The organism is Rhizobium sp. BK181 (genome assembly GCF_014193305.1).
Lineage (GTDB): Bacteria > Pseudomonadota > Alphaproteobacteria > Rhizobiales > Rhizobiaceae > Rhizobium.
Window position 1 is genome coordinate 55459 of the sequence record NZ_JACHZA010000017.1, and the last position, 19396, is coordinate 74854.

General features: G+C 59.4%; 15 protein-coding genes. 5 read left to right on the plus strand and 10 right to left on the minus strand.

The window, feature by feature from the left end:
• Positions 1–8 precede the first annotated feature (8 nt).
• From FHT77_RS25800 to FHT77_RS25815, 4 genes are all read left to right on the plus strand, one after another.
• Positions 9–1514: a tripartite tricarboxylate transporter permease gene (locus FHT77_RS25800; protein ID WP_016552143.1), complete on the plus strand. Its 1506-nt coding sequence runs from the start codon at positions 9–11 to the stop codon at positions 1512–1514.
• A gap of 53 nt (positions 1515–1567) precedes the next feature.
• Positions 1568–2557 carry a Bug family tripartite tricarboxylate transporter substrate binding protein gene (locus FHT77_RS25805; protein WP_183757703.1) on the plus strand — a complete coding sequence of 330 codons (990 nt, stop codon included), beginning with the start codon at positions 1568–1570 and terminating at the stop codon, positions 2555–2557.
• Between the two features lie 367 nt (positions 2558–2924).
• On the plus strand, positions 2925–3680 hold the full coding sequence (locus FHT77_RS25810) for a COG4280 domain-containing protein (RefSeq protein ID WP_183757705.1): 756 nt from the start codon (positions 2925–2927) through the stop codon (positions 3678–3680).
• Positions 3681–3691: 11 nt separating this feature from the next.
• Positions 3692–3952 (plus strand): hypothetical protein, encoded by a 261-nt coding sequence (locus tag FHT77_RS25815; RefSeq protein WP_312859775.1) that lies wholly within the window; start codon positions 3692–3694, stop codon positions 3950–3952.
• A gap of 38 nt (positions 3953–3990) precedes the next feature.
• Here the strand turns inward: FHT77_RS25815 and FHT77_RS25820 are convergent, their stop codons facing one another.
• From FHT77_RS25820 to bcsN, 5 genes are read right to left on the minus strand one after another with little or no spacing between them, the layout of a single operon-like run.
• Positions 3991–6267, minus strand: coding sequence for a cellulose synthase (locus FHT77_RS25820; RefSeq protein ID WP_183757709.1), 2277 nt, complete (start codon positions 6265–6267; stop codon positions 3991–3993).
• Positions 6264–7313 (minus strand): glycosyl hydrolase family 8, encoded by a 1050-nt coding sequence (locus FHT77_RS25825; protein ID WP_183757711.1) that lies wholly within the window; start codon positions 7311–7313, stop codon positions 6264–6266. Before FHT77_RS25825 ends, FHT77_RS25820 begins: the two co-directional genes overlap by 4 nt.
• A complete protein-coding gene (locus FHT77_RS25830; RefSeq protein WP_183757713.1) occupies positions 7310–9751 on the minus strand; it encodes a cellulose biosynthesis cyclic di-GMP-binding regulatory protein BcsB in 2442 nt (813 codons plus the stop codon). The genes FHT77_RS25825 and FHT77_RS25830 overlap by 4 nt, the downstream gene beginning before the upstream one ends.
• Complete coding sequence (gene bcsA / locus FHT77_RS25835) at positions 9751–11940, minus strand: UDP-forming cellulose synthase catalytic subunit (protein WP_183757715.1); 2190 nt, start codon at positions 11938–11940, stop codon at positions 9751–9753. Before bcsA ends, FHT77_RS25830 begins: the two co-directional genes overlap by 1 nt.
• Positions 11941–11997: 57 nt before the next feature.
• On the minus strand, positions 11998–13002 hold the full coding sequence (bcsN, locus tag FHT77_RS25840; RefSeq protein ID WP_183757717.1) for a cellulose biosynthesis protein BcsN: 1005 nt from the start codon (positions 13000–13002) through the stop codon (positions 11998–12000).
• A gap of 781 nt (positions 13003–13783) precedes the next feature.
• Here bcsN and FHT77_RS25845 point away from each other — a divergent pair.
• Entirely contained in the window at positions 13784–14908 is a 1125-nt protein-coding gene (locus FHT77_RS25845) for a helix-turn-helix transcriptional regulator (RefSeq protein ID WP_183757719.1), read from the plus strand.
• An 8-nt stretch (positions 14909–14916) separates the two neighbouring features.
• Here the strand turns inward: FHT77_RS25845 and FHT77_RS25850 are convergent, their stop codons facing one another.
• From FHT77_RS25850 to FHT77_RS25870, 5 genes are all read right to left on the minus strand, one after another.
• Positions 14917–16239 carry a hypothetical protein gene (locus FHT77_RS25850; protein WP_183757721.1) on the minus strand — a complete coding sequence of 441 codons (1323 nt, stop codon included), beginning with the start codon at positions 16237–16239 and terminating at the stop codon, positions 14917–14919.
• A gap of 133 nt (positions 16240–16372) precedes the next feature.
• Positions 16373–16678, minus strand: a complete 306-nt coding sequence (gene csgH, locus FHT77_RS25855) for a curli-like amyloid fiber formation chaperone CsgH (protein ID WP_183757723.1) — start codon at positions 16676–16678, stop codon at positions 16373–16375.
• 61 nt (positions 16679–16739) lie between these two features.
• Positions 16740–17102: a hypothetical protein gene (locus FHT77_RS25860; RefSeq protein WP_183757725.1), complete on the minus strand. Its 363-nt coding sequence runs from the start codon at positions 17100–17102 to the stop codon at positions 16740–16742.
• A gap of 405 nt (positions 17103–17507) precedes the next feature.
• Positions 17508–18773, minus strand: a complete 1266-nt coding sequence (gene fabF, locus FHT77_RS25865) for a beta-ketoacyl-ACP synthase II (RefSeq protein WP_183757726.1) — start codon at positions 18771–18773, stop codon at positions 17508–17510.
• 15 nt (positions 18774–18788) lie between these two features.
• Complete coding sequence (locus FHT77_RS25870) at positions 18789–19295, minus strand: winged helix-turn-helix transcriptional regulator (protein ID WP_183757728.1); 507 nt, start codon at positions 19293–19295, stop codon at positions 18789–18791.
• Between the last annotated feature and the right edge of the window lie 101 nt (positions 19296–19396).

Sequence of the window (19396 nt, forward strand, 5' to 3'; positions counted from 1 at the left end):
AGGCGGCGATGGATCTTGTCAGCAATCTTGCCTTGGGTTTCAGCACCGCGGCCTCACCGGAAAACCTTCTTTTCTGCCTCATCGGTGTGCTGCTGGGTACGTTGATCGGTGTCTTGCCAGGGATCGGGGCGACTGCGACGATCGCCATGCTGTTGCCGATCACCTTCCAGCTGGAGCCTGTCTCCTCGCTGATCATGCTGGCGGGCATCTACTACGGGGCACAGTATGGCGGCTCGACCACGGCGATCCTCATCAACATGCCCGGCGAGTCCTCCTCGGCGGTGACGGCGATTGATGGCTATCAGATGGCCCGTCGCGGCCGGGCAGGAGCGGCACTGTCGATTGCGGCGCTCGGCTCGTTCTTTGCCGGCACCGTCTCGACCTTCCTCGTCGCGATCTTCGCAATCCCGCTCACCGCACTTGCCCTGAAATTCGGTGCCGCCGAATACTTCTCACTGATGATCGTCGGCCTGGTGTCCTCGGTTGCCCTCGCCCACGGCTCGATTGTCAAAGCACTCGCCATGGTCGCGCTCGGCCTGCTGCTTGGACTGGTCGGTACGGATATCTATACGGGAACGCCCCGCTTTACCCTCGGCATTCGCGAATATGCCGACGGACTGAATTTCGTTGCCGTTGCCGTTGGCGTGTTCGGTGTTGCGGAAATCCTGCGCAACCTGGAGGGAGAGAAGACCCGCACGGTGCTGATGGCTAAGGTTAGCGGCCTCTGGCCGACCCGCGAGGACTTCAGGCGGATGATCGCCCCGGTTCTGCGTGGCACGGCGATTGGCTCCGCACTCGGGATTCTGCCGGGTGGCGGCGCCATCCTTGCCGCCTTTGCCTCCTACACAGTGGAGAAGCGCATCTCCGACCGCCCGCAGGAGTTCGGTCATGGCGCCATCGCCGGTGTGGCCGGGCCGGAATCGGCCAACAACGCCGGTGCCCAGACCTCATTCATTCCGTTGCTGACGCTGGGCATTCCGGCAAATCCGGTGATGGCGCTGATGGTCGGCGCCATGATCATCCAGGGGATCGTGCCGGGTCCAAATGTGGCCACCGAGCAGCCGGCGCTGTTTTGGGGGATCATCGCATCCATGTGGATCGGCAACCTGATGCTGGTTGTGCTCAACCTGCCCTTGATCGGCCTTTGGGTTAAATTGCTGACAATTCCCTATTACGTACTTTTCCCGATTATCATGGCCTTCTGCTCGATCGGGGTCTACAGCGTTAACAGCAATGTCTACGACCTCTACGCGGTCGCCTTTTTCGGGTTAGCCGGCTACCTGTTGGTCAAATTGCGCTGCGAGCCCGCACCGTTGCTCCTGGGGTTCGTGCTGGGACCATTGCTGGAGGAAAATCTCCGGCGTGCGATGATCCTGTCGCGCGGCGATCCGATGACGTTTGTCACACGTCCAATCAGCGCCATTTTGCTTCTGATCGCCCTTGCCGTCCTGCTGGTGGTGTTCCTGCCTTCGGTGAAGGCGAAGCGCGAGGAGGTTTTCCAGGAAGAAGACTGAACCAACGAAATAGCATCGCGCCGACAAACAGACCGCAACGAGGAGGAATAAGGATGACGAAACTGAACCTGACCCGACGCAGCACGCTTGCTGCGGGCCTTGCTGTGGCCGCGGCGTTGGTCGCCGCATCACCATCGCGAGCGGCAGATTTTCCCGATCGGCAGGTGACGATGGTCGTCCCGTTTGCAGCCGGCGGATCGACTGACGTCGTTGCCCGCATCCTCGCGCAGAAGATGTCCGAGGATCTGGGCCAGCAGGTGATCGTGCAGAACGTCGCAGGCGCAGGCGGAAATCTCGGCGCAGGCAATGTTGCGCGCGCCGATGCTGACGGCTACACGATCCTGATGGGGACCGTCGCGACCCACGCGCTCAACCCGTTGATCCTGAAGTCAACCCCATACGATCCTGAAAAGGATTTTGCGCCGATCTCGCTGTTGGTCGTCGTTCCGAACGTTCTCGTCGTCAATCCCGAATTGCCGGCCAAAACGGTTGCCGAACTGGTGGCGCTCCTCAAGGCCAATCCAGGCACATATAGTTATGCCTCCTCCGGCAATGGTACGCCGCTGCATCTATCCGGTGAGCTTTTCAAGGCAATGGCGGGAGTGGAAATGGAGCACATCCCCTACAAGGGGTCAGGCCCGGCGCTGAACGATGTCCTTGGCAATCAGGTTCCGATCATGTTTGACAACCTGCCGTCCTCGTCTGGCCACATCAAGAGCGGCACGCTGCGTGCACTTGCGGTCACCACCAAGGAACGCGCGCCATCCTTCCCCGATGTGCCGACCGTTGCCGAGACTGTTCCCGGCTATGAAACCTATACCTGGAACGCATTGTTCGCTCCCGCCGGCACCCCTGAGGATGTCGTAGCCCGTCTGAACTCAGCAGCCAACAAGGCGCTCGCCGATCCTGAAGTGGGCAAGCGAATGACCGAGTTCAGTGCCGTTATCGTGGGTTCCACACCGGAAGAGCTCGCTGCGCACGTCAAGGCGGAGATTGCCAAGTGGACACCTGTCGTGCGTGACGCCAAGATCGAGCTCGAATAGCCACCGCGAATCTTTTACGCCGTCTGCACAACGCGAACTGAATGTGGTGCGTTGGAAATCCGTCGCTTGTTGCTCGAAGGGTCGGACCTGCGAGAAAATCGTCGGTTGGCTGGTATCCTGCTCGGCGAATACCGTTCTTCAGGCGTGCGTCAGCTTTGCGACCCAAAAGCAAAACGACACACCTGAGGGTTGGGACGGCGCCTTTGCCGACCGCCTGGAACATTTTATGGGGCTCAATACCGGCTAAACGTCGGCGGTTCGCGCAGGCAAGCACAATCGGTCAAAGTGCCTGAAGGCGCCGCTGGGCATTCCTTTCGGATGCCGGAGTGGCGCGCTTGTTAAGCTGAAAAATGAATTCGGAACACTTATGACAACCGTTACAAGTATATCGTCTACGATGACGGCCTCGTTCCTTGGTTCGCTGGTTGAAGTTGTAGAGGCTTTCACGATTATCTTGGCGGTTGGCGTGACGCAGGGTTGGCGGCCGGCTTTCCTCGGCACTGGCTTGGCGCTGGCAGTCCTGGCGATTCTGGTGCTCACGCTTGGATCACTTCTTGGGATGATTCCAATCGAGCTCATGCAGTTTGTGATCGGGACGTTGCTCATTCTGTTCGGAATGCGATGGCTACGGAAGGCGATCCTCAGAGCATCAGGCTTTACTGCTTTGCATGATGAGCAGAAAGCCTTCGTACAAGAGACGAACAAACTTCGCATGCAGGCCTCCGATCGCCGCGCAAATCTACTGGCTGCCATCACCGCCTTTAAGGCGGTTCTCCTCGAGGGGGTCGAGGTCGTGTTTATTGTCATTGCGACTGGCGCGGGCCGAGGAATGATCTGCTATGCAAGTGTTGGCGCGGCGGCGGCTTGTCTATTGGTTCTTGTCGTCGGTTTCGCTGTGCACAAACCCCTGTCGACTGTCCCGGAAAACAGCCTCAAGTTTGCTGTGGGAGTGCTCCTGAGCGCATTCGGAATTTTTTGGGCGGGCGAGGGGATCGGCGCGGAATGGCCGGGAGACGATCTGGCGCTGCTGCCGATCCTTTTGGTGCTCATCCTGGCCTCTTTCGCGTTGGTAAGAACGCTCCAACGCTATCATGCCTCTCACGTCAGGCAGGTCGTCAGATGAAAATCCTGAGGATGGCCATAAAAGAAATCGTCGGCATGTTCATCGATGACGGTGCCGTGGCGCTTCTGACGATCGCGCTGATCGCGTGCATCGGGTTAATGGTGAAGATCGAGGTGATCGGAGGACTGACAGGCGCCTGCCTGCTTTTCCTGGGATGCGTGTTTATTCTTGCTGAAAGTGTTGCTCGGGCGGCTCGACGCAAGGTGAAGGGGATGGTCCACGCCCAAAGCCTCGATAGAAACCATGCGCCTGAGAGTACGCGTCTACCTTGATTTTTAAGTAGACCCCGCTACGCGCGGTCTCTCCACTGTCAATCGTTGGTATCGGGATGCGTTGCTGCCTTCAGATCGGCAAGGCCACGATTGGCGTCCTTGTTGCCCGTCGCAGCCGCAGCCGTGAATATCCGCTCAGCGTCGCCGTACATACTCATACTCAAATAGGCATATCCGCGCAGCACCATCAGGTCGATCGGCTCCTGCCGGAGTTGTGCACGCTGATCGAGGTATATCAGGGTCTCGCGATAGCGCTTGGCGCCGAAGGCGGCGACGGCCCTGTCGGCCAAGATCGCGACCTGCAGTTCGGCCGCACGCTGTTGTGTCTGTGGCGCCTTCGTGGCCGCGACGGCGGCGTTGTTGGACAAACCGGCGCGTAAATACGCGAGGCTTTGGCCATAGGCTGCGTCTTCGCGTGTCTTGCGGTTCGGACTGGCCAGCGCCGCCTCGAACGCCTTTGCTGCCTCCATGGGGCGATTGATGTCCATCAGGCACCAGCCACGCGACAGCGCCGTTTCCGGATCGAGCAACTGCGCATTCACCGTGGTCGTGCATCCGCGCAGTTGCCGCGCGCCGCGGCGAACCGTTACCGTTTGCAGCGCGGGTTGGCGCGCGACCGGTGGGCTCGTGCCCTCAATTCGCTCGGTCGGGACCCCAACGATCTCCGGTGGCGAAACGGTTTCACCCTGCGGCACTGTCTCGCTGGGCGCTGGAAGCGGAGCTTGCGTGGCTGGCCGCTTGTTTGTTTCGCCCAGCTGCGCGATGCGCTCGGACTTGCCCGCCCACAGGCGCTGGATCTCAGCCACGCCCGCCCGGTCCCGTAGCTGTTGGCGCGTGATGGCCAATCCGTAAGCAGACGGTTCGTCGTCCGGTTTCCAACGCAAGGCCGTCTCGAACCAGCGCGCCGCCGTCTGCGGTTGGTTGAGCGTACGGGCAAACCAGCCGAATTGCTGCGCCGTCGGGACGTATTTCTGCGCAATGACCTCTGCGGCGATACGCGAGAGCACCGCTTCGCTGAGGTTAGCCGGCGGCTGCAGGGCCATCAGGTTGGCTGTCGCTGCGAGATAGGTCGCAGTCGCGTCCTTGGAGGAGGCGCGCCACTTGTAGACCACTTCCTCCGCCTCCTGGGGCCTTTTCTCGGCGATTAACGCCAGCGCCAGGCCTTGGGAGGCAAGAGCCGTGTCGTCCTTCTCATGTGCTGCCCGGAACCATTTTTCCGCGTCCGCATAATTCTCCCGGCGAAGCTGGTACCAACCAAGTAGAAGGCTGTCAGATGCAAGCCCTTCAGTTTCGGCGAGTCGTTGGACAATCTGGAGATAAGCCGGGGCCACGGCGAGATCGGGGTCGTCGTTACCAGCGGCGACAAAGCGGCGCGCCAAGTCGTTTCGAATGCTGTCGAATTCGCGGCCGCCGTTGCCGTCAGGACGTTCGAGCGCCAGGAGATCCTGCATTGTCGCGTAGGACAACAAAGCGGACGCTTTCTGAATGGTCGCCAGACGTTCCTGCGGATTGGTGCAGTTCTTCAGAATATAGACGTAGCCATCCCGGGCACGGGGTGCGCGATCCGTCCTTGCAAACGCTTCTGCTACTCTCCAGAGCACGTCGATGTCGCTGCATGTCAGAAGGCTCGGCGTATTGGCGCCGATCTGAATGACGGTTGCGTATTGCTTCAGGTCGGAGGCATTGACGAGGCGCGCGCGGGCCTCGGCGACATCCAACCGGTCAAGCAAATCCGGCGGCGGCTGCCATGCCGAGTCGGAGGCTTGCCGATCGGCAATGGCCTTGCGGAGTTCCGCATAGCGCCCCTCCGAGTACAGTTGCCACATTTGCTCCAACTGCGGGTCGCCGCCCTGGGGAACGGCCAGAGGATCGGCTGGCGGCACCCAGTTCGGGTAAAGTGCCTGCAGCCGCGCGATCTCCGCCTGCAGTCGCGCCTTGTCGCCGCGGCTGGCGAAATAGCGCAATGCGCTCTCGTCGACTTTTGGCTGTGCGGGCTTTGCTGGCGGGGCGGGGGTTGGCTGCTGCTGCGGTGCCTGGGCAACAACCAATGGGCCTCCGGTCACGCCGCTCTCTTGAGATGCCGGCGGCGGAACCGTGGTTGCTGCCTGCAACCGATCAGTAATGGCCTGGACGTCAATTTGCGGTTTGGAGCTGATCTCCGGCCCCTTGACGCGACCCATAAGCATGAATTGCGGTGCAGGCGCCTGATCCGGTGCGAAGCCCAGCATCTCCTGTAGCGCTGCGCGATCCTTCAGGGCGGCCACCAGACCGGCCACCGCCACCGCAACCACAATTGCAACGGATGAGGATTTCACAGACACTCCGGATGCTTCTCCCCGATAAATGCCAACCCAAGTAGATGAAGGGTCGATGGATAGTAGAGCGATGGCTCAAATCGCTGCGACGACTCAGGCAGCTTCGTACCGTTTGTCACACAGGCCACGACATCGTTAACAATTCGATAACCGGGGTCCGGCAGCAGCGTTTTCGGCTTGCCGGACGCGAGGTCGATCGTCGCCGGCACGCCGTCCTCGGCGGTCATTCCCTCGCGTAATCTTGCCAGCAGAGCCTTGTCCGAAACTCCCGCGCGAACGAGGTAGAGCGGGATTCGCAGGCTATTGTATCCAAATTCCGCGTCGAAGCCGGCGGCGGGCTCCGGCATACGATTGAGGCTCACCCAGTCAGCGGGCAGCTTACGTGGGCCGAACTGCATTGCACGCAGCAGCGCCAGACCGTCGTCGGATAGTTTCTGCCAGGCGTTTGACGGCGCAAGCAGCGCCATCACTGGGATTGCTTCATAGACCCAGTAGGAGGGATTGATGATCGGGCCATCCTTGCGATCGGGAGAATCGAAACCGCTGGCGCCCGGCAGCAGCAGAGTGCGTCCACCCGAATTGATCACGAGGTGCGACAGTAGCGCCTGCGCCATCTTCGCTGCCGCCTCGATATATTCGCTCTTCTTCCAAGCTGACCCCGCAAGGGCCAAGGCATAGGCAATCAGGAGGTCGCCATCCGACGCATTGTTGGTATCGGTGATGTGAGGCGTGACCGTGGGATCCCATTTCCAGGCGGCAAGGCCATCGTCGCGCAACAAGAGTTCGGTGCGGGTGAAATACCATATTTGCTCGAAGTCGGCGGGGCTGTTGGCAAGGTAAGCCAGGAGCAGACCATAGCCTTGACCTTCGCTGTGGCTGATATTGCCGTTTGCGTCATCGACAATGCGGCCGCTCGCATCGAGAAACTTCGCCTTGTACGCGCCCCATGCTTCCGGGGTGATCCCCGGACCTTGCGCCTGCGCGGACTGGCAGAAAGCGGCAACCGCAAAGCTTGCGGCACAGATCAGTTTTAGAAGTCTCTTCATTCGCGCCTACCCAGCCTGGAAAGCATGCCAGCCGTTGTCACTCCGATCAGCAGCGAAAGGACGACCAGGAGGAACGCGTAAGACAGGATGTTGGTCGACAACCAGTTTGCGGCAATCAGGCGGTAGTTTGAAATTGACCACGGCTGAGAAGTCACGAAGTCGAAGCGGCCAACCGGGACGCTGACGATCTTACCGGTCTTGCTGGAATAGGTGGTGATATGACCGGCGACCTGCGGCCAGTTGACTTGTGCGGTGAGTGCCTCGGCGCCTTCGCGCAGATCGTTGGCGGAGGGAGCCGTGACAACGGTCCAGGTCGATCCCCCTGCTGCGCTCTTACCCTGAGCGATCAGGAAGCTCTCGGCGTTGGAAGGCGTGAAGACTTGTTCTGACCCTGGCACGAACTGCAGTGAGCTCAGCGAAATGTCGAAGTTGCGGCGTAGCCACTCCTGAAACGATGTGATTTGGCCGCGCCACACGCCGCCACTGACTTTCGAGCGCCAATCGTCGAAGCTCACCGAAGGTTCTGTCTGATTTGACTGCGTCGCTGCTGGAGGTTGCCAGGATGCCTGACTGGTCGTCGCAATGTTCAGTTGCGTCAGCACGGCTGCCGGCATTTGCGAAATGGAGCCGATGAAAATTGCGTCCCGTTCGCCGATGGCACCTGGCGTCGCGGCCGGCTCCATGTCGAGCGGGCGGCCAGCAGCGACGGCCATTTGGCCGAGCAGCGTCGCGGTCGCAGACAAGGTGTCGCTATCAATCATGTCGATGAAAAGCGGCGTTGGCTGTGTCGCTCGATTATAAGGATATGCGGTACCGGATAGACCGGCAAGGTTCGGCCGCTGCCCGATCCGGGCAAAGTCCGGTATGTGAATCTCGCTGGTGTCGAAGAGTGCAAAACGCGGTGCTGCTCCGGCAGTCGTGCCAGGCACGCACACCTCGTCCTCCTTCGTCATCAGGATGGCTTCAAGCGACAACGTATTCAAGCCCGGCTTGAAATGCCGCATTGTCACGCGAATTGGCAGGTGCCGGAAGATGCCTCCACCTGTCGACGAGATCGGCACAGTCGAAGCGATGTTGCCGTTGACGTAGATGTCGATATGGCTGCCGGGCAGGATGTTTTGTGTGTAGGCTGCATCCAGCAGGACGGTGGCGTCGCCATAAGCGTTCGCATAGAAATCGGACGGCACGCCGATATTGAAATTGGTCCGGAAGCGGCGTCCGGAAAACTCCGCCGTCTTCACGCCGAGCTGCGAAAAGGTAAGGTTCGTGTCGGAGAGAACCAGCGGCGCATCCGGAGCACTCCAGCGCTGCGTTGCCAGCGTGTCGCGAACAGCCGTCGCGGGGCGGTCGGTAGGCGAAACGATCGTGTCGATCGCGGACGAAATTGCGGGCCAGGATGGGCCGCTGATCAAGAGAATCGGGGCCCCCGACTTCGGGTCCGTCACGAAAGAGGCCGACGGCGCCGTCTGGGCGGCCGGCGGCGGAGTGATGACTGGCTGGAGTTCGGCCGGCGTTCCCACGACAACGGTCATGCGCCCGGCTCCAGGCTGAGGAAGCGAGCTCGGGCTGAAGGAAAATGTCTGGTTCGGCATGCCGCTCAGAACCGCAAGTCCCTGCGCTAGGCGTAGCAGCGGCTTTGTTGTGCCTGGCTGCTGGAGCGCCGGCACGACGAGATTGAACTGCGTCCTGCCGGTTTCATCGACACCGATGGCGCGAATGGCATCCGTGCTGGAAAACTTGGCTGCCTCTTGCCCGCTGAAGCTTAGATAGGTCTTTGCGGGGTCGATGTCCGACCAAAGCTCATAGGTGGATTGAACAGTACAGTCAGTGCGGTGGCGCTGGGTTGCTTCAAATGTGAGGAGATTCGCGCCCGGTTGCAGCAGCCCTACGGGCACGTCGAAGGAAACGTTCGATGGTGCGTCCGAGGAGCCAATCTGCTGTTGTCCGACGATCCGATTGTTCAGAAGAACCGTCAGTTCAGACGCCTCCGGAGCAACGACGACAGCATTCTGATAGGAGAAATTGAACTTCGCCGGTGCTGCGGCCTGCTCCGGTGTGATGTAGACCGACCACGATTTGCGATCATACTCGCCATCCAACCCGAACTTGGTGAATGGAATAACAAATCTCCGGAGCGCATCGGCGGTTCGCTGGCGAACGGGTGGCGGCGCTTCTGCGGGCGCCGGGCCGACGGGTGCAGCAGATTGGGGGCGAGGCGGTTCCGCCGGCGCGGGCGTCGCCGATGGTGCCGGGCTCGTCGGTGCAACGGAGGTCTGTGGGACCGTCGCCGGTGCAGGCGCCGCCGGCAATGTCAATCTCGGCACCATTGGCGTGCTGCCTTGCTCGCGCTCGCCCGACATGTCGAAGGGCGCCGTCTGCGCATAGGCAATTGTTGAGGCGGCGAGAACGAACGCAGAGATCGATGCGATCTTCTTCATCAGCTGCCTGCCTTCGCGGCCTGATGTTGCCGCTCGCGCTCGGGCCTCATACTGCGGAAAAGATACACGAGGCCTCGGCTCGTCTGGTAGAGTGAAAGGCCGAGAAACCAGATCGTTCCGCGAATAAGACCAGGATTGTGGCGGCGTGCCTGCTGGAACTGCGTCCACTGGTCGGAGTTCGCAAATATCAGGTCGGCGATCAGCCGATGGTCGAGGGCATTCTTCGGAACATATTGGCAGCCAACGGCCAGAATCTCGCCGGAAGGCTGGATGTTTCGGACGATGAGCGGCAGCGTTTCGATGCTTGCGCCGCTGTGTGGCTGGAAACGAATTTCCCCCTCGGAGCCAATCACCATCGGGTCCAGCTGCTTGTTGAACACATGCAGCCGGGCGCCGTGTACCGACACATCCTCGATCGATGCAGTGTACCACTTACCGCCGACCCCGAATTCGCAGCGACGGTTCACCCGTACGCGGCGGGACGCGGCCCGCTCGCCACGTTCGGAAACGACTCCGAGGGCGCACCCGGCCATAATCAGGTTGATCACGTTCCAGCCGCCGACCACGAGGGTGACGTCTGCTTTGTACGGTTCGGCATAGATCCGATAGAATGTTACCGCCAGAGCGACCAGCTGTACGGCAAAGATGACGAAGAACGGTCGGCTGATCTCCGAGAGGCGGCTGACGGCAATGGACTCGTCCTTCGCCGTTACTTTGAAGGTTGGCTTTCGCGGATTGAGCATGACCGAAACCACCGCCGGGAGCAGGTGAACCGTCTGAACATATTCGTAGAGTTCCGAGATCCACGGCCAGCGGAACGACCCATAGAGGTAGTTCTGCATCATCAGGTTCACCAGCATGTATGCCAGCGTGTAGGCCAAGAACTCGCCGCCCGATGCTGTGAAGATCTCCAGATCAAAGAAGAGATAGAAAAGCGGTGCGAACAGGAAGATCGTGCGGGGAAACGGGAAGAGCCAGAAGAGCGTCGACGACATGTAGCAAAGGCGTTGGGGGACCGTCAGGCCGCGCTTCAGCAAGGGGAAGCGGAAGCGCAGAATTTGCATCATCCCCTGTGCCCAGCGGCTGCGTTGGCCAATGAAGCTTGCAAAGGTCGCCGGCTGCAGCCCGGCGATCAGCGGCTTGTCCACATAGATGCTGTTCCATCCGCTGCCATGAAGGGCAAGTGCGGTCTCGCAGTCCTCGGTGATGCTGATGCCGCTGAATCCCCCTTGGGATTCCAGTGCCCTCCGGCTGAGAACGGCGGCAGAGCCACAGAAGAACGCCGCATTCCATTTGTCGAGGCCACGCTGGATGATGCCGTAGAACATCTCGTTTTCGCTCGGCATTCTTTCGAAGGTTCGAAGATTGCGTTCTAGTGGATCCGGGTTGATGAAGAAATGCGGTGTCTGAACGAGGAACAGCTTCGGATCGTCATCGAAATAGCCAACAGTTTCGAGCAGGAAGTCGCGTGCTGGCGCGTGGTCGGCATCGAAGACGGCGATCAACTCGCCGCTTGAATGCTTCATTCCGTTGTTGAGGTTGCCGGCCTTGGCGTGTTCGTTTCGATCGCGCGTGAGGTAGCGAACGTCGAGATCCTCACAAAGCTTCCTGAGTTCGTTGTGACGCGCCACAGCCGCCTGGGCCTCGAGCAACTTGTTGGAGTTGCGCTTCTGTAAGGTTCCGCCGTCGTCCAGCAGCCAGACATGCAGTCTTTCGGCTGGATAATCCATGGCCTTCGCCGCGGCCAGCGTGTTGGCGAGGAGATGCGAATCCTCGTTGTAGGAAGGGACGAACACGTCGACATGCGGAAAACGCTCTTCCTTGCTCGCGCGCGATGGGCGCGGAGGCAAGGGCGTGGCCACGATGAACAGGCTGAGCGCCAGCATTGCCACACTGTACATTTCCGCAAGATAGAGCAGCAGACCGGGGATGAAGTTCTCCGGCTGGTTGATCGGCGGCAGCGTGTTGGTCGTGCGCCAGTAGACATAGCGAAGAACAATTGAGGTGCCGAAGGCGAGGGCGATCAGCCTCCATGTGCCTTCAGCCTTCAACCCCTTGATGATCGCCATCACGGCGACAACGACAATGCTCGCGATCAGCTGGGTCTGAAGGTTCACTGGCAATGTGATCAACGCGATCACGCACAGAGAAACGATGGCCCACGTAATGATGCTTCGGGCTTTATGCATCAATATCCCTTTGACAATGCAGGCTGGGCGCTTGGGAACACCACAGCCCCTTCACGTCTATCTCTGGCACGCGGCCGTCATGGCCGAATCCCCTATACACTCTGGCAATGGCACAGTGACGCCGCTTGCCGTCACGGTTCTCTGTTGTGTCTGTTCGTTCGAAGGCGCTGCTGACATGTCTGGTTGCGGCTGACCGCTGGAGCCGTCCGGCAGTGGTACGCGAGGACCTGTCGGGGGCGGCAATTGCAGAGGGGCCTCTTCGGCTTTCGGCTGAACGCTGCGTACGCGAACGACACGAGATTGGATTTCCGGACGGGCAGGTTCATAGCCGAAGGCCATCGGTGTGTTCCTGTAGCCGCCCTCATCGGGATAGATCGGATTGCCGGGGCGCCCGAGTGTTGGATCAGCGCCATGCGGAAATCCAAACGGATTCCAGATTTCTCCATTGAGCGTCCCAACGATTGTGTAGCCGTACATGATGCCCAGCAACTGCCTTTCGGTTGCTCGTGCATCGCAAAGGCGCAATCGTACCTGGATCATTCCGAAGTTGCGCGCTTGTGTGTGGGCCGACCGGCTGGAGCGGATCTGCTGCCAGCCGTAAATGCACGTGTCGCCCGAACCGCTCTCGCCCGACGCGTAGCTGAACGGTCCATAGCTGTTTTGCAGATAGGTCGCCGATCGGGCCATCTGCACACCGGGCACGGCGGCAAATGCTTCGCGGATTATCCCGTTCTCACTGATCATCTGGTAGGAAGCGCTTCCGATGCCGGGATTGGCGCCCGACGCACCAAGGAACTGCACTTTAAGAAAATTCTGCCCGGACACGGAAGATGATGTGTAGAGCGAAATCATCTGCTCCGTGCCGTTGCCGCGCTTGTGTTCGACGACGCTGACAATCGAAGGGCCGCCTGGCGGAGGCAAGGCCAGTGCCCTTTCGGCGGGGACCGTTTCGGAAATGTTTGGTGAGCTAACATTTCCCGACGACTGACATCCGACCACGAGCCCGGCAAGCAATGCCAAGCCTAATGCCTTCAGCAGACTGAACGTTTTGGGTCGCCGCAATCGTCTTTCCTCACCTCCATACGCAAATTTCGCGCTGGACTTGCGAATCAACGACCCTTGGGGCCGCTACCTATGGTAAACGACGATTATGGTTAACCCAACGTTAATGTGCGGCGATAGTTGTCGGTAAGGTTGACTTCAACTCGACGGTGCAGTCAGTCCGGCGACAGGAAGGATACGAACTGTCACCGTTCTCGCGGGCGGACAACGGCCTTAGCGCCGCAACCTCAACTGAATGATAAAAGCGCGACCTCAAATTCAATTATAAGCTGTTGGCGACTTCTCTCAAGGTTGCAATAATATATACCCCTATTGTCGTAGTAAATGAATAACTATTAAGCATTTTACAACAAGAAGACGCATGCTATTCTTAGAAATCTCTAGGTTTTTAGGGGTGATGTCGGGAATATTCTCGACATAACATACTTCGTTGCGTGCCGTTTTGTCTTAAGAGAGCCAAATGAGCGCGTTGCTTGTTTTTGGCGTGGGCCGCACGACTTGAAGACATAAAAACACAATCTGGAGGAGACATTCGATGTTTCGTACAGAGACGTGGCATCTCTTCGGCTTTTCCTAGAAGCCGCCGAGACATGGAGAGCAGGCAGTGGCTGGGAACCACCTTCGACCGCACGGTCGGACCGGGATGAAGGTAGCCTGAAACATTCATGAGAGGTGAAAACGCGGCAACAATGCCGCTGCATAGCTCAGGTGGACTGCGTTCTGAAAATGACGCGGCCGGACGTGAAATCTTTGGAAATTCGCCAAGCATTGGAGTGGTCCGATGATCAATAGCTTTGGTGAAGATATCTGCTTGCCGTTGGTGCAGTTGATCTACGAAACCGTTGTGAGCCCGCCGGAGTGGGAAAAGGTCATAGCGGAGCTGATCGACATCACCAAGGCAGCGGCGGGAGCTGTCGTAGGCTTCAAGGGGGCGGAAGATCGGCGCGCGAGCGTGTTCGCAAAAGGCGTTCCGAAAAGCGCGCTCTCCAATCCTCCGATGATTGCCGCATTGCATGCGGCGACGCTTGCCTTGGGGCAAGGAGCATTCCTGACGATCGATTTAAAGGCGAGGCTCAGTCCTCAATGGGAAGTACCCGTGCGTGACTGCTTTGGTACGGAAGGTTGCCTTCTGACGCTCGTTCTTGTCAAGGAAGGCGGACGCCGGATTACGCTGATGCTCCATTTCGATCGCCCAGGTCGAACCGAAACGGATAGAGCGGCCCAAATGCTGCAGAAATTGCTGCCGCATTTTCAGACGGCCTTTGCCATCCAAAAGGCGACCCTCCTGGAGCGGGAGAGGTCCGCGCATATGGAGAGCGCCTTCTTCAGTTCTTCCGCACCTTCTGCGATTATCACGGAAGACTATCAGGTGCGTCTCGCCAACGGTAGTTTCGAGAAATTTGTCGAGGCATCGCACCTGCTTGTCGAATACAGCGATTCGGCGATCGATATCGTCGATACGGCCCTTCAGGATGAAGTTGCGCGTCTGATCGGCCTGGCGACATTACACGGGCGTGTTCGGCACGTTGCCTGGGTCGAGGATAAGGTGAAGAATGTCAAATGGTTGGTAAGCGTCGATGCCCTGTCGGGGCGTGTTGGCCTCGGATCGCAATTCAAGAACGTCTTTGCCACCAACGAGCGTGTTTACATGCTGACGATACGCGAACTTGGTGGAAACAGTCTGTTGGCACCTGACACGATCAAGTCCATCTTCGGCCTGACACCGACAGAGGCGGATCTCGCATATTGCCTTCTGAGGGGAGAAACGGCGTCGGAGATCGCGCGCCAACGTGGCGTCTCAAAGAATACGGTCCACAACCAGCTTGCCTCCGCGATGGCCCGCGTCGGGGTAAACCGGCAGACGCAATTTCTGCACTGCCTGTCGATGCTGTCCGCGATGTGCTGATCTCTGGCTCAGAAGCGCCAGGTCACGTTGACGGAGACGTTATAGTCGATCGCATGACTCATGCCGATCGTCGGCGATACACCGCCGCCGGCATCCGCGACATAGTCGATCGTCGGCACCTTGTTGACGAAGTTCACGCCGGTGTCCAAGCCGATCACGACGTTTTCCTTGGGTGCGTAGCGCAGCCCGGCGCCGAGGCCAGCAAGCAGACTGGCGTCGTCGCGTGTCTCGGAAATGAAGTCGAAGGGACCCGTCGTCATCGTTGGCAGAATTGCCGAATAGTGGCTTCGATAACGGGAATGCAGGTAGGCGCCGCCCAGCCTGGCGTCGAACGAAACACTGAGATCCGGCTGCAGGGCTTGGGTTACAGCCAGTTCGGCGATGGCGCCGACATAGCGCGCGTCGAGTTCGTCGGTTTGCGCGAAGCCGACCTCAGGCACCACGATGCCCGGTTGATTGGCGGTTATACGGAGCGTTCTGCGAAAATCCACGTCGCGATCGATGGAGCGGTACATGGGGCCGAATTTAGGAGTAACCGTCCAGCCGCCCTGAAGATCGATCGGAGCGCCGAGAAGCAGTTCCTGATCGATCACGAAGGCATCCTCGCTGCGCTTGTCGATGATCGCGCTGCTGCTGAGGTCACCGGTCGCGGCCAGGGTAAAGCCGGTGTTGTCACCATAGGCTGCGTAGGCCGCGGCGCTCTGGGTCGAACCGTTAGTCAGGGTAGCTGCGAAAGACCCGCCGGTCACCCCCGTTTGGGATGCAAAGTGGGTCACACGCCCGCCCGCGGGCGACGAATCCGAGAGAAAGGTGTGACCCGTCGCGCCTGCACTGTCGGTAAACGTGACATCAGCGGTGGCGGTCGCGGGCAGCGTCCCTATAGGCGACGCCGTCAGTAGGCTCGGATCGATGCGGCCGTTCGCCGAATTTCCTAAGCTGAGGTTCAGGGAGTTTTGGCCGGCAAGGCTCGTTCGGTCGGTCGAACTGGACGACAGGTCGGCGATACCGCCATTCCATTCCAGAATGAGGGGCTGCAAACCGATTTGCCCGAGCGGCAAATCGAGGCTGATGCCAAAACCGATGCCATCATCAATGACTCTGCTGTCGCCGGTTCCAAGAAAGTCGGGTCCCCGAGGACTCCAGCTTGGCAAGCTGAACCAGTAGATACCGGTGCCGATCTGCACGCCTGTCGCGGGCTCGACACTCTGCGCCGTCGGCGCTGTTTTGATGTCATCGGCAACTGCAATCGATTCGCTGCTTGCAATGCTTGCCAGTGTCGCAACAAGGATAGCAGCCAGTTTGTGAGACTGAACGGCCCAACAAATCCGCATTCCCTATCACCTCGATATGGCCGCCGAAGCACGCCGGCACGACACACTGAGGTCTATTTCTATTATAATTTAGTATACAATCAATTAGTCTCGTTTCCTCCATTCGGAAGATCACCCGAACGGTGCATAAATGTCACGGCACCGACACGACGCAGAGCTTCTCGCCGCTCGGACCATACACCGTCAGCCGGGCGCTCCAGCCATTCGGCGACACGGAGACGGTTGAGCGCGAAAGCGCAAGCCGTCCCGGGTCATCCTTCTGGAAATCGCCACCTTGAACGTTGCTTGAGGTGTTGCCATCGGCGTTCGAGAAAATCTCGAACTGATATGTCCCTTCGCCGCGACCATCACTCTCGATTGTCGGAATAAGGGTCATCGCGCCGGGACTCTCCTTGTGATGCTCGATGATGCAGTGGACGGGGGGGAGGGCTGCGATCATGGTCGGGACTCCAGGCAAAAGAAGTCAGCGGCAAATGCCGCTGACTTTCAAATGTACGATACTAATGCTGAATCGTGACCGAGGTATTGCCCTTACCCTGCTGGTAGGTTGATGAGGTGTTGCCCTTACCAAACTGCCCGGTAAAAGACAGGTTTCCTCTGCCCGTTTGTTCGGTATACGAGTCGTTGCCGATGCCTTTTTGATAGGTTACAGATTCGTTATATTTGCCATGTTGAACAGTTGTGGCGTCGTTCCAGCCGCCGCGCTGTATCGTGCCGCTGAAGTTGCCCTTGCCATGCTGGGCTGTGCCCGCGTAGTTGCCCCAGCCGCCTTGATCCGTGACGGCTTCATTATCCGCTGCGAAAACTGCCGTAACTGACGAAAGCGCGAACACGGTTGCGATTACTAGGCCCTTGATTTTCATTGTATCTCTCCTCTTCCTCCCGCCGGAATTGACGGTTGTGAGACACTACCAAATCGCCAACTGCGCGAGGGCTTCAAAGCTTACCTAATGCGAGAGGGAAGTTGCTAATTTGAGCCAAGCAATATGGTACTGAATTGGTTGGAGAGCGCAGCACATAGTCTATTGCACCATCCCGATAGCAATAGTCGCTAGAAAATTGGGGACGAAGTCGCGGCAGAATGCTCGGGATAGTCGCGCTTGGCGGACGCACATATAACGCAGCCTCCGGTACGCAGACGCACCTGGCGAGGGCGTCTGATCAATCGAAGGTCAAGTATTTCGCTGGCCGTGGCCACCCAGCGGCGGGATGAAGATACCGCTTACCGAGATCTGTCTACGGCAAGCGAATATCGCCTGATCTAAGCCTCAGCTCCAGCGTCGGAAGACAGCGCTTGCGTTGACACCGCCAAAACCGAAGCCGTTACTGATCGCATATTCCATGGCGAGCTTGCGTCCCGTCTTACCGACGATGTCGAGACCTTCGGCAGCGGGATCAGCTTCATCGAGATTGCGGGTCGGCGGTGCAACCTGGTCGCGCAATGAAAGGATCGTGAAGATCGCCTCAAGCCCACCGGCTGCACCAAGCAGATGGCCGGTGGCGGACTTCGTCGCACTTACGGCGATCTCTCCATTACGGCCGAAGACGGTGCCGATGGCCGCCATTTCGCCGCGGTCGCCGACGGGGGTGGATGTCGCATGAGCGTTGAGGTGCTTGATCTCCGACGGTGCTATCCGCGCCTGTCGGATTGCTGCCTCCATCGCCCGGCGCGCACCGTCGCCGTCCTCTGGTCCCGCGGTCATATGGTAAGCGTCGGCCGCAGTGCCATATCCGACCAGCTCGGCCAGCGGCGTGGCGCCCCGGGCGAGAGCATGCTCCAGCGACTCGATAACCAGGATGCCCGCGCCTTCGCCCATGACAAAGCCATCGCGGCCGGTATCAAACGGACGCGAGGCAAGCTCCGGCCGATCGTTGAAGCCCGTCGAGAGTGCCCGCGCCGCAGCGAAGCCGCCGAGGCTGACTCTGTCGATGCAGGCCTCCGCGCCGCCGCAGATCGCAACATCCGCTTCGCCTGAGCGGATCAGCCGTGCGGCATCTCCGATCGCCTGCACACTGGCGGCACAGGCCGTGACGGGAGCGCCGAGCGGACCCTTGAAGCCATAGCGGATACTCACCTGGCCTGCTGCTAGGTTGACGAGGAACGACGGCACGATGAAGGGCGAGAGTCGACGAACGCCGCGCGTCTCAACCGTACGGACTGCATCCGTGATAGCGGGAAAGCCCCCGACGCCGGACGCAATGATCGTCGCTGTGCGCTCCCGCGCGACCGTATCGTCAGGGGTCCATCCGGCCTGCCGGACTGCTTCGTCGGCAGCGCCCATCGCAAAGTGGATGAAGCGGTCCATTTTTTTCTGGTCCTTGGGCTGAATATAGCGGTCCGGATCGAATCCGCCTTCAGCGTCCTCCGCGGCGGATGGCACGACACCGCCGACCTTGGCGGAGAGGTCGCCGACGATATCGTCGCTGAGAACCCTAAGCCCGGAGCCGCCGGCAAGCAGCCGTTGCCATGCCGTTTCAACGCCCGTGCCAAGTGGCGACACGAGTCCCATGCCAGTCACGACGATCCGATCCATCTGTCTTTATCCTTGTTAGGCATAGATGCCGAGATACCATGTCCTGGCGCGTGCAATGCGGTCGCGATCGCCTTCCGCGGCCGCCGGGCCGGGAAGCAGGCAGGTATTTCGAGGGGTAAGTTCTTCACCGGTTTCGACGTCGACGAGTTTGGTATGCCGCTCCTTGCCGGAGGCAGAGTCGCCGAGCAAGAAGGCTAGGTCTTCCTCCGGCACATGGCGGCGGCCCCACGAAAACAACGCCATCAGAACTGGAAAGAAATCTTGGCCCTTTTCCGTCAACACATATTCGTGCCGGGCGGGGCGATCGCTGTAGCGCCGTTTCTGGAGGAGGCCGGCCTCGACAAGATGTGCAAGTCGACGGGTGAGGATGTTTGGGGCAACGCCGAGGCTCTTCTGGAATTCGTCGAAGCGTGTGAGGCCCTGAAACGCATCGCGCAAGATCATAATACTCCACCAGTCGCCGACGCTGTCGAGCGCACGGGCCACCGGGCATTTGAAATTGGCAAAGCTTGTTCGTTGCATAATGCAAGCCACTATAAGAATGACTTCCATTATGCAAGTAACTTCTGGCGGAGCCGTCAGCGGTGTCGATCCCTCGGCGAAGCGCGGCAGGGCGGGCTTGC

Bases quoted from the DNA above. Each gene is read 5' to 3' on its own strand.
- FHT77_RS25800 (WP_016552143.1), top strand. From the start codon at position 9: ATGGATCTTGTCAGCAATCTTGCCTTGGGTTTCAGCACCGCGGCCTCA.
- FHT77_RS25805 (WP_183757703.1), top strand. From the start codon at position 1,568: ATGACGAAACTGAACCTGACCCGACGCAGCACGCTTGCTGCGGGCCTT.
- FHT77_RS25810 (WP_183757705.1), top strand. From the start codon at position 2,925: ATGACAACCGTTACAAGTATATCGTCTACGATGACGGCCTCGTTCCTT.
- FHT77_RS25815 (WP_312859775.1), top strand. From the start codon at position 3,692: ATGGCCATAAAAGAAATCGTCGGCATGTTCATCGATGACGGTGCCGTG.
- FHT77_RS25825 (WP_183757711.1), bottom strand. From the start codon at position 7,313: ATGAAGAGACTTCTAAAACTGATCTGTGCCGCAAGCTTTGCGGTTGCC.
- FHT77_RS25830 (WP_183757713.1), bottom strand. From the start codon at position 9,751: ATGAAGAAGATCGCATCGATCTCTGCGTTCGTTCTCGCCGCCTCAACA.
- bcsA (WP_183757715.1), bottom strand. From the start codon at position 11,940: ATGCATAAAGCCCGAAGCATCATTACGTGGGCCATCGTTTCTCTGTGC.
- FHT77_RS25845 (WP_183757719.1), top strand. From the start codon at position 13,784: ATGATCAATAGCTTTGGTGAAGATATCTGCTTGCCGTTGGTGCAGTTG.
- FHT77_RS25850 (WP_183757721.1), bottom strand. From the start codon at position 16,239: ATGCGGATTTGTTGGGCCGTTCAGTCTCACAAACTGGCTGCTATCCTT.
- csgH (WP_183757723.1), bottom strand. From the start codon at position 16,678: ATGATCGCAGCCCTCCCCCCCGTCCACTGCATCATCGAGCATCACAAG.
- FHT77_RS25860 (WP_183757725.1), bottom strand. From the start codon at position 17,102: ATGAAAATCAAGGGCCTAGTAATCGCAACCGTGTTCGCGCTTTCGTCA.
- fabF (WP_183757726.1), bottom strand. From the start codon at position 18,773: ATGGATCGGATCGTCGTGACTGGCATGGGACTCGTGTCGCCACTTGGC.
- FHT77_RS25870 (WP_183757728.1), bottom strand. From the start codon at position 19,295: ATGCAACGAACAAGCTTTGCCAATTTCAAATGCCCGGTGGCCCGTGCG.